At 73.1% G+C, this 234-nt stretch carries 1 protein-coding gene; it reads left to right on the top strand.

Translation table 11 applies throughout. The features are described from left to right. A partial coding sequence (locus KVT39_RS37470) for an MFS transporter (protein ID WP_368858976.1) occupies window positions 1-234 on the top strand: 234 nt, incomplete at both ends.

The following is a 234-nucleotide window of genomic DNA, read 5'->3' as shown; positions in this document are numbered from 1 at the left end:
GCGAGCCTCGAGATGTCGCTGACGGCACTCGTCTGGGTGGTCGATGCCTATACGCCCAGCTTCGCCGCGCTGCTGCTGTTCGGCGGCGCGCCCGCGAACCGTTACGGGCCGCGTACGATCTATGTCGCCGGGCTCGCGCTGTTCGTCGCCGCGCCGGTGCTGTGCGCGGCCGCGCAGACGAGCGGCATGCTGGTCGCCGCGCGGCTGCTGCAGGCCGTCCGTGCCGCGCTCTGC

Origin of the sequence: Burkholderia sp. GbtcB21, assembly GCF_019091065.1 — a bacterium.
In the GTDB taxonomy this organism is placed as follows: domain Bacteria; phylum Pseudomonadota; class Gammaproteobacteria; order Burkholderiales; family Burkholderiaceae; genus Burkholderia; species Burkholderia pyrrocinia_C.
This window is presented reverse-complemented; position numbering and strand designations above follow the sequence as displayed.